Annotated in this window: 9 protein-coding genes; 6 read left to right on the forward strand and 3 right to left on the reverse strand. The window is 75.8% G+C overall.

Annotation, left to right across the window (positions count from 1 at the left end):
• Positions 1–15 precede the first annotated feature (15 nt).
• Positions 16–435, reverse strand: coding sequence for a DUF2000 family protein (locus ACRYRX_RS20770; protein WP_432515033.1), 420 nt, complete (start codon positions 433–435; stop codon positions 16–18).
• A 50-nt stretch (positions 436–485) separates the two neighbouring features.
• On the opposite strand from ACRYRX_RS20770, the gene ACRYRX_RS20775 reads away from it, so the two are divergent.
• From ACRYRX_RS20775 to ACRYRX_RS20795, 5 genes are all read left to right on the forward strand, one after another.
• Positions 486–1,271 (forward strand): helix-turn-helix transcriptional regulator, encoded by a 786-nt coding sequence (locus ACRYRX_RS20775; protein WP_432515034.1) that lies wholly within the window; start codon positions 486–488, stop codon positions 1,269–1,271.
• A gap of 191 nt (positions 1,272–1,462) precedes the next feature.
• A complete protein-coding gene (locus ACRYRX_RS20780; protein ID WP_432515036.1) occupies positions 1,463–2,569 on the forward strand; it encodes a mannitol dehydrogenase family protein in 1,107 nt (368 codons plus the stop codon).
• On the forward strand, positions 2,566–3,543 hold the full coding sequence (locus ACRYRX_RS20785) for an SDR family oxidoreductase (RefSeq protein WP_432515037.1): 978 nt from the start codon (positions 2,566–2,568) through the stop codon (positions 3,541–3,543). Before ACRYRX_RS20780 ends, ACRYRX_RS20785 begins: the two co-directional genes overlap by 4 nt.
• Positions 3,540–5,030, forward strand: coding sequence for a mannitol dehydrogenase family protein (locus tag ACRYRX_RS20790; RefSeq protein WP_432515039.1), 1,491 nt, complete (start codon positions 3,540–3,542; stop codon positions 5,028–5,030). The genes ACRYRX_RS20785 and ACRYRX_RS20790 overlap by 4 nt, the downstream gene beginning before the upstream one ends.
• A gap of 29 nt (positions 5,031–5,059) precedes the next feature.
• Positions 5,060–5,761: an HAD family hydrolase gene (locus ACRYRX_RS20795; protein WP_432515041.1), complete on the forward strand. Its 702-nt coding sequence runs from the start codon at positions 5,060–5,062 to the stop codon at positions 5,759–5,761.
• 19 nt (positions 5,762–5,780) lie between these two features.
• Here the strand turns inward: ACRYRX_RS20795 and ACRYRX_RS20800 are convergent, their stop codons facing one another.
• Complete coding sequence (locus tag ACRYRX_RS20800; RefSeq protein ID WP_432515042.1) at positions 5,781–7,397, reverse strand: peptide chain release factor 3; 1,617 nt, start codon at positions 7,395–7,397, stop codon at positions 5,781–5,783.
• A gap of 40 nt (positions 7,398–7,437) precedes the next feature.
• Positions 7,438–8,301, reverse strand: coding sequence for a phosphotransferase family protein (locus tag ACRYRX_RS20805; RefSeq protein ID WP_432515043.1), 864 nt, complete (start codon positions 8,299–8,301; stop codon positions 7,438–7,440).
• Between the two features lie 70 nt (positions 8,302–8,371).
• Here ACRYRX_RS20805 and ACRYRX_RS20810 point away from each other — a divergent pair, with 70 nt between their 5' ends.
• Complete coding sequence (locus ACRYRX_RS20810) at positions 8,372–8,839, forward strand: anthrone oxygenase family protein (protein ID WP_432515044.1); 468 nt, start codon at positions 8,372–8,374, stop codon at positions 8,837–8,839.
• Positions 8,840–8,950: the final 111 nt, after the last annotated feature.

Genomic DNA, 8,950 nt, shown 5'->3' on the forward strand with positions numbered 1-8,950 from the left:
GAACGTACCCGACCCTCAGGGGTGCGCGTGGGCCCCCTTGAGGACCTTGTCGACGGGGTTCTTCGGGCCGTGCACGGCCAGCCCCACCACGTCGAGGTCGTCGGCGGCGACGGCGGCGACGGCGGCGCGGTTCGCGGCGTCGTGCCCGGTGGTGAACATCTCCGCGGTGAACAGGGCGGTCGGCAGCTGCCGTCCCACGGCCCGGGCCCGGGCCGCGCGCAAGGTCGCGGCGTCACCCTCGAAGACCATCACGGGCCGTCCGAGCAGCGGGAGGTACGCGGTGCCGTCACCGTCGCCGTAGGGCTCCCCGACGAGGTCGGGGTGGGCCGCGGTGAGGCCGCTGACGAGGAACGCCGTCACGTTGAGGCGCTGCCAGGGAGCCAGGTCGTCGCGGACGAGGACGGCGGTCTTGGTGTCGAAGCGGACGTCGTTCACCCGGTCCACGCTGCCCCCCGCGCCACGGCCCCGTCTTGTACGTTCCTGACGTGAGCGAGCAGGTCCGCAGCCGCCGCCCCGGCGTGACCGGGATCGCCGAGGTCCTGCAGGCCCGCTTCGTCGAGCACGCCTACCCGCTGCACACCCACGACACGTGGACGCTGCTGCTCGTGGAGGACGGCGCCGTCCACTACGACCTGGACCGCCGCCCGCACGACACCGGTCCCCTCCTCACGCTGCTGCCCCCGCACGTCCCGCACGACGGCCGCGCCGCGACCCCGGCGGGTTTCCGCAAGCGCGTCCTGTACCTCGAACCCGACGCCCTGCCGGCGGTGTCCGCCGGCCGCGCCGTCGACACCCCCGAGCTGCCCGACGCCCGCCTCGTCGGCGCCGCGCGGGAGCTGCACCGGCGGCTGTCGGGCGCCCCCGGGACCCTCGACCCCCTCGACGTGGAGTCCCGCGCCGCGGTCCTGCTCGACGCGGTCGGCGACCACCTGCGCGCCACGACCCGGCGCCCCGTCCGCGACGTCCCGCTGGCGCGGCGGCTGCGGGCGCTGCTCGACGAGCACGTCGTGGACGGGATCTCCCTGACCGAGGCGTCGCGGGAACTGTCGGCCTCCACCGCCCACCTGGTCCGCACCTTCACCCGCGAGGTCGGGATGCCCCCGCACGCCTACCTCACCGGCCGCCGCGTCGACCTCGCCCGGCGGCTCCTGCTGGCCGGGCACCGGCCGGCCGAGGCCGCGGCGCTCGCGGGGTTCCACGACCAGCCGCACCTGAACCGGCACTTCCGGCGGGTGCTGGGGACGACCCCGGGGCGGTTCGCCGGAGGCTGAGCCGCCGGACTCGGGTTGCCGACGGGGGCGAGGGGTGTTCCAGTGGGACGGTCGGCCCGGGTCCAGGACCCCGGCCGGTGCGCGCGCCGCGTCCAGGCAGCGCCGTGGTCGAGTCGACGGCTGCCCCCCGGTCCCACGATCCCCACGGTCCAACAGCGGGCTCCCCGTCCCCTTCCTCCCCGAGGGTCCCCATGTCCCGCGTCCGCTCGCCCCTGCCCTCCACCACCACCGCCCCACCGCCGTCCGTCGTCCCCTGCGACGTCGAACGCACGGCCCCCGCCGTCGTCCACCTGCGCCCGAGCGGTCCGCGGGAGGCCCACCCCACCCCGGGAGAGGGCTCCGAGGCGCTGCTGGAAGCCCTGTCCGCACCCGACACGAGGGTCGTGACGGTCGAGACGGACGGGCCCGACCCGCTGCTCGCGACCGCGCGGGAGCCGGGCGCCGCGGGCGCCGTGCACACCCACCTCGCCCGGGCCCTGGCCCGTCGCCGGTCGGCGGGCCGGGCGCCGTTCACGGTGCTCAGCTGCGACCCTCCCCCGCGCAACGGGCCCCGGTTGCGCTCGGCCGTCCTGGAGGCGGCCCACCGGGACGACCCGGGGCTCGCCGCGTGGATCGAGGAGCACGGCCGTTTCCCCAGCAGCGTGCTCGACCCCGTCCTGGCGGCCGCCGGCTCGCCCCGGTGGACCGTCGAGGACACCTTCTGCGACGAGCGTCCCCCGCTGGAGGAGGTGGGCGCCCGGTTCGTGGCGGGCACCGCCCCGCACGAGACGCTGCGGATGCGCCTGTACGACGCGACCCGTTGCCTCGCAGCCCTCCTGAGCGCCGGTTCCACGGCGCGGACGACCGACGAGGCGCTGGCCGACCCCGCGGCGCGCGCCGCGCTCGAGGGGTTCCTCGCCGAGGCGGCCGCCGGGTTCCTGGAGGTCCCGGGCGTCGACCTCGCGCGGTACCGCGCGGACGTCGTGGCCCGGCTGGCCGACCCCCGCACCGGTGAACCCCTCGAACCCCTGCGGGCCGCCGCCGCCGACGCCTTCCCGGCGCTGGTCCTGCCCTCGTTGCGCCAGGCCGTCGACCAGGACCACCCCCGGTCGTGGCTGGTCCTCGCCCTCGCCGCCTGGCTGCGGGCCTCGGCCGGTGCGGACCTGGACGCCCGGACCCTGCTGCGGCGGCACCACGAGGTGCTGGGGACCCTGGCCGACGAACCCCACCTCGCCACCGAGCTGGAGGTCGCCCTGGCCCTGCTGGGCCCGGCGGCGGACGCTCCCCGCCCGACCACCACCCCGGAGGAACTCCCGTGACCCGACCGCTCACCGACCAGGTCGCCGTCGTCCTCGGCGCCTCCAGCGGCATCGGCCGCGCCACCGCCCTGCGCTTCGCCCGCGAGGGAGCCGCCGTCGTGTGCGCCTCCCGGGGGGTCGACGCGCTGCGGGCCCTCGTGGAGCAGATCACCGCCGACGGCGGCCGGGCCACGGCGGTCCCCGCCGACATCACCCGGCCCGACGACCTGCAGGCCCTGGTCGCCGCGGCGGAGGGGACGTACGGCCGCGTCGACACCTGGGTGACCATGGCCGGCGTCAGCGTCTACGGCACCATCGCCGACGTCCCGCTGGAGGAGTTCCGCCGGGTCAGCGAGGTCAACTACCTCGGGCACGTGGCCGCGGCGAAGGTCGCGGTGCCCGCGCTGGCCCGCGCCGGGGGCGGCGTCCTGGTGGGCATGGCCTCGGTCGAGGGGGTCCGCTCGCTGCCGCTGCACGCCCCCTACACCGCCTCGAAGTTCGCCGTCCGCTCGTTCTACGACGCGCTGCGGATGGAACTGGCCGCCGAGGGTTCCCGGACCGCGGTGAGCACGATCCTGCCGGCCGGCATCGGGACCCCCTTCTGGGAGCACTCGCGCAACCACACCGACCACCTCACCAAACCCCCACCGCCCGTCTACGCCCCCGAACTCGTCGCCGACGTCGTCGTGCGGATGGCCACCCGGCCGCGGCGGCAGGCCGTCGTGGGCGGCGCGTCCCTGGGGTTCCTCCTGGGCGAGAAGTTCAACCCCGCCCTGACCGACGCCGTGCTGAGCCTGATCGGGCGCAGGGTGCAGACCAGCGATCGCCCCGACGACCGGACGGACATCCTGGACACCCCGACCGCGGGCCCGGGGCAGGTGCACGGCGACCACGTCGGTCACCTCGTCCGGCGCGACCTGTTCACCACCCTCAGCGAGCGACTCCCCCGGCCGGGCGAGGCCCTGCTGGCCCTGCGGGCGCGGTGGGCCCGGTGAACGGCGCCCCGCTGCCGCTGCGGCAGGACACCCTGGCGGACCTGCCGTCCGGCGTCGCCGCACCCGGTTACGACCGCTCGGCCCTGGAACCGGCCGTGGTGCACATCGGCGTCGGCGGCTTCCACCGCGCCCACCAGGCCGTCTACCTCGACGACCTGGCCCGCACGGGCGAGACGGGCTGGGGGCTGGTCGGCGTCGGCCTGCGCAGCCCGGAGATGGGCAAGGTGCTGGCCGACCAGGACGGCTTGTTCCTCGTCGTCGAACGCGGCGAGACCGACCGCGCCCGGGTGGTCGGGGTGCTGAACCGCTACCTGTTCGCCCCCGACGACCCCGCCGCGGTGCTGGACGCGCTGGCCGCGGGGACGACCCGCGTGGTGACCCTCACCATCACGGGCACCGGTTACCGCATCGACCCGCACACGGGGGAGTTCGACGCCGACGACGAGGACCTGCGGGCCGACCTGGAGCACCCGGCGTCCCCGCGGACGGTGTTCGGTTTCCTCGTCGAGGCGCTGGACCGCCGCCGCCGCGCCGGTCTGCCCCCCTTCACCGTCCTGTCCTGCGACAACATGCCGGACAACGGGACGGCCGCCCGGACGGCCGTCGTCTCCTTCGCCCGGCTGCGGGACGGGGAACTGGCCGACTGGATCGAGGCCGAGGGCGCGTTCCCCAGCAGCATGGTCGACCGCATCACCCCCACGACCACGCCGGGCGAGCGGGAACGGGTCGTGGAACGCACCGGCGTCGACGACCGCTGGCCCGTGGTCACCGAGCCCTTCACCCAGTGGGTCGTGGAGGACTCCTTCTGCCACGGCCGCCCGCCGCTGGACCGCGTCGGGGTCCAGTTCGTCGACGACGTGGCGCCCTGCGAGGCGATGAAGACGCGGATGCTCAACGCCGGTCACTGCGCCCTGGCCTACCTGGGGATCCTGGCCGGGTACTCGACGATCGACGAGGTGCTGGGCGACTGGGTGTTCCGCGCCTACTTCGAGCACCTCCTGGCCGACGAGATCGTCCCCCTGCTGCCCCCGGTGCCCGGCATCGACCTGGAGGAGTACCAGCAGACCCTGGTGCGGCGCTTCGCGAACCCGCACATGGGCGACCAGCTCACCCGGCTGGGCCGACGCGGCTCGACCAAGATGCCGAACTACGTCTTCCCCTCGGTGCAGGCCGCCGTGGAGGCCGGGCGACCGCACCAGCTGCTGCTGCTCGCGGTGGCGGGGTGGATGCGTTTCCTGCGAGGGTACGACTACGCCGGGAACGACGTCCCGGTCGACGGTCCCCTGGCCGACCGGCTCGTGGAGCTGGCCCGGCAGGGGCAGGAGGAACCGGAGCCGTTGATGAGCGAGCAGACCGTCTTCGGCGACCTGCGGGACGACCCGGCGTTCGCGGCCGGGGTGGAGGTCGCGTTGCGGTCGCTGGAGGAACAGGGACCACGGGAGGTCATCGGGCTGTACCTGGACCTGGCGACGGGGGCGGGCCGGTGAGCGCGGCCGCACCGTTCGACCGCGCCCGGGTGACCACCCTGCTGTGCGACGCCGACGGCACCCTGTTCCCCTCCGAGGAACCCGCCTACGCCGCCTCCGCGGAGGTGACGAACCGGTTCCTGGCCGAACTGGGCGCCGAGCGCCCGTTCGCCCCCGAGGAACTGCAGGCCATGACGAACGGGAAGAACTTCCGGGCGGCGGCGCAGGAACTGGCCCGCGGGTACGGGCGGGACCTCGCCGGCGCCGACCTGGACGCGTGGGTCGGGCAGGAGAAGGACGTCGTCACCGCCCACCTGCGGACGGTGCTGCGGCCCGACGCCGCGGTCCGCGACCCGCTGCGCACCCTCGCGGGACGGTTCGGGCTGGCCGCGGTCACCTCCAGCGCCTCCTCGCGCCTGGCCGCGTGCCTGGAGGTCACCGACCTCGCGGACCTGTTCGACGCGGCCCGGCGCTTCAGCGCCGAGGACTCCCTGCCGGTCCCCACGAGCAAACCCGACCCCGCCGTCTACGCCTTCGCGGGCCGGGAACTCGGCGTCACCCCGGACGAGGCCGTCGCCGTGGAGGACTCGATCAACGGGGCGCTGTCCGCGGTCGCCGCGGGGTTCCCCACGATCGGGACGGTCCAGTTCGTCCCCGGGGACGACCGCGAGGCCCGCGCCGAGGCGCTGCGCGAGGCCGGCGCCGCGGTCGTCGTCTCCTCCTGGGCGGAGGTCGTGGAACTGCTGACCTGACCGGCCGGGTCGGCGCCGGTCAGTCGCTGGTGGCGACGAGTTCCTCCAGCCGGACGTCGGGGTTGTCGCGGGCGAAGCTGCGGACCCGCCACTCGTCGGTGAACAGCGCGAACACCCGGCCCTCGGAGTTCTCGACGACCTCGCAGCCGCGGTGGGCCCGCAGCAGCGGCGCGTCCTCCCGGTCGATGATGCGGGCCGTCGTGAAGGGCAGTTCGGTGAACAGCACCGGCGAGCGGAACTCGTGCGTCATCCGGTACTGCACGACGTCGAACTGCAGCGCGCCGACGGCGCTCAGGACGGGTTCGCCGTCACCGCGGGAGTCCGACGTCAGCACCCGGACGACGCCCTCGGCGTCCAGTTCGCGCAGGCCCTGCCGGAACTGCTTGCCCGCGCCGAGGTCCTTGGGCCGGACGGTGCGGAAGTGCTCGGGGGCGAACACCGGCAGCGGCGGGTAGCTGAGGCGTCCGTTCTCCGACAGCGTGTCCCCCACGTTGACGTGCCGGGCGTTGACGAGCCCGATGACGTCCCCGGGCCAGGCGACGTCGACGGTGGACCGGTCGGACCCGAACACCGTCTGGACGTGCTTGAGGACCATCGGCCGCCCGCTGCGGTCGTCGCGCACCGTCATGCCGCGGTGGAAGACGCCGGAGTGGATGCGGGCGAAGGCGAGCCGGTCGCGGTGGGCGGGGTTCATGCCCGTCTGGGTCTTGAACACCTGCGCGCTGAACCGCCCGGTCACGGGGTGGACCTCGCCGGTGACGTCGGGCTGGTCGCGCGGGGAGGGTGCGATGTCGACGATGGCGTCCAGGACCTGCCCGACGCCGGTGTTCGCGACGGCCGCGGTGAAGAACACCGGGGTCGTCTCGAACGCCAGGAAGGACGCCTCGTCGTGGTCGGCGCCGGTGGCCTCGAGCAGCTCGTGCTCGTCGACGGCGGCCTGCCAGGCGTCCCCCTCGACCTCGGCGGCGCCGGCGGGGTCGAAGTGCTGCTCGACGGCGAGGGTCGCCCCGCCGGGGGCCTTGGTGTACTTCGTGTACGCGCCGGTCGAGCGGTCCAGCAGCCCGCGGAAGTCCCCCGCGATCCCCACCGGCCAGGTGACCGGGGTGGGCCGCAGACCGGTGACGGTCTCGACCTCGTCGAGCAGGGCCAGCGCCTCCTGCCCGGGCCGGTCCCACTTGTTGACCACGGTGATGACGGGCAGCCCGCGCTGCTTGCAGACGCCGAACAGCTTGCGGGTCTGCTGCTCCATGCCGCGGGCCGCGTCCACCAGCATGATCACGGCGTCGACGGCCGTCAGGGCGCGGTAGGTGTCCTCGGAGAAGTCGGCGTGACCGGGGGTGTCGACGACGTTGACGACGGTGCCGCGGTGGTCGAGCTGGAGGACGGCGGAGCTGATCGAGATGCCGCGCTGCTTCTCCATGTCCTGCCAGTCGGTGACGACCCCGGCGCGGCCGGCCTTGCCGTGGACGTGCCCGGCTTCGCGCAACGCCCTGGCGTGCAGGGCGAGGGCCTCGGTGAGCGTCGACTTCCCGGCGTCGGGGTGGGAGATGACGGCGATGGTGCGCCGGCGCCGGGCCTCGGACAGGACCTGCTCGGCGGGGGTGTCGACCAGCGTCTCGGACTCGGCAGCGCTCACCCGCCCATTGTCCCCCGCGCCGGGAGCGGTCCGTGCACGCTCAGGAGCGCCCTCGAGAGCGTCTCCGCGCCACCCACCGGCCCAGCGCCTCGCCCTGGACCCGCTGGAACCCGCGCAGCGTCGGCAGCCCCGGCGGGGGCGGCAGCGCGGCCCGGCCGAGGAAGAACGCGCAGAACCCCGCCAGGACCGTCGTCAGCACGTCCGGGTCGACGTCGCGGGTCAGCGGGGAGGTCCGCAGGGTCCGCTCGGCGAGGTCCTGACCGCCCAGCCGATCGACCTCGAACAGCAGCGCCAGCAGGTCCAGCCACGGCGGGCCGGTGCACGCGTGCGGCCAGTCGACGAGGACGGCGCCGGTCGCGGTCAGCAGCAGGTTGTCGGCGCGCAGGTCGAGGTGGACGAGGGTGTCGCCGGTCAGCAGGTCGAGGGCGTCGGCGGGCAGCTGACCCGTCAGGGCCTCCCGGGCCGTCGGCAGGTCCGGGACGGGGCACGGCGTCGCGGTCGCCGCGAGGCGTTCCAGCGCCGCCACCACGGGGGCGAGATCGTCGGCCCGCCACGGCAGCGTCGGCTGCCGGCCGGGCACCTCGTCCAGCACGAGGACGTGCCAGTCCCCCACCCACCGGGCCCCGCGGAAACCCGGCGCGGGCACGGCCGCGGGCAGCGCGGCGGTGATCCGCGCCTCGCGCTCCTGCATCCGCGGCGACTCCTCGTTCTGCGCGCGGCTCACGACCTTGACGAAGGCACGCGTCCCGTCATCGGCCACGACGCGGTCGGCCGACCCCGGTGAGAACCCGCCGGACTGCGAAACTGCCTGCACCACGGGCGATCCGAGGACCTGCGCGACGGCGTCGTGGACGGGCGCGGGCAGCTCGGGCCAGCGCAGCCGGTTCCCTCCCGATCCGTGCACGCCCTCACCGTCGCAGTCCCGGCGGCCGGGGTGCCACCGGGTTCCACGGGCCGTGCGCCAGGATCGGGGGGTGGACCCGACCACCACCGCCACCCGTGCCCACGACGTCTGCACCGCCGCGCTCGCGCTGGCGATCGTCCCCGAACCGTTCGGCCGGCGCCGCCGGGCCATGGGTTTCGACGACTACGTGCGCCACCAGCAGCGCGCCGACGCCGTCATGCGCCGCCTGGCCCCGGCCCTGTCGGTGCTGGCGATGGGCACCGGCGCCGCCGCGACGGCGACCCTGGCCCGGTCCGCGCCGCGGGCCGCGGCCGCGCGGGCGATGTCGGTGGCGGCGGTCGCGGGCGCGGTCGTCCTCACCGTGCGGGTCCACGTGCCGGTCAACGAGCGGCTGCGGACCTGGCGGCCGGGCGCGGAGGCGCCGGGGTGGCGGCAGGCGCGGGCGCGCTGGGAACGCGCGCACGTCGTGCGCCGCGGGCTGGTCGTGGTGGCCGCGGCCGCGACGGCGGCCTCGGCAGCGGCGACCCCGACCCGCTGACCCGCCCCTCCCCCGGCGCTCGCCGTGGGGTCGTGGGGGGGGGGGGGGGGGGGGGGGGGGGGGGGGGGGGGGGGGGGGGGGGGGGGGGGGGGGGGGGGGGGGGGGGGGGGG

It is taken from the genome of Kineococcus lubricus, from assembly GCF_050871965.1.
Taxonomy (GTDB): domain Bacteria; phylum Actinomycetota; class Actinomycetes; order Actinomycetales; family Kineococcaceae; genus Kineococcus.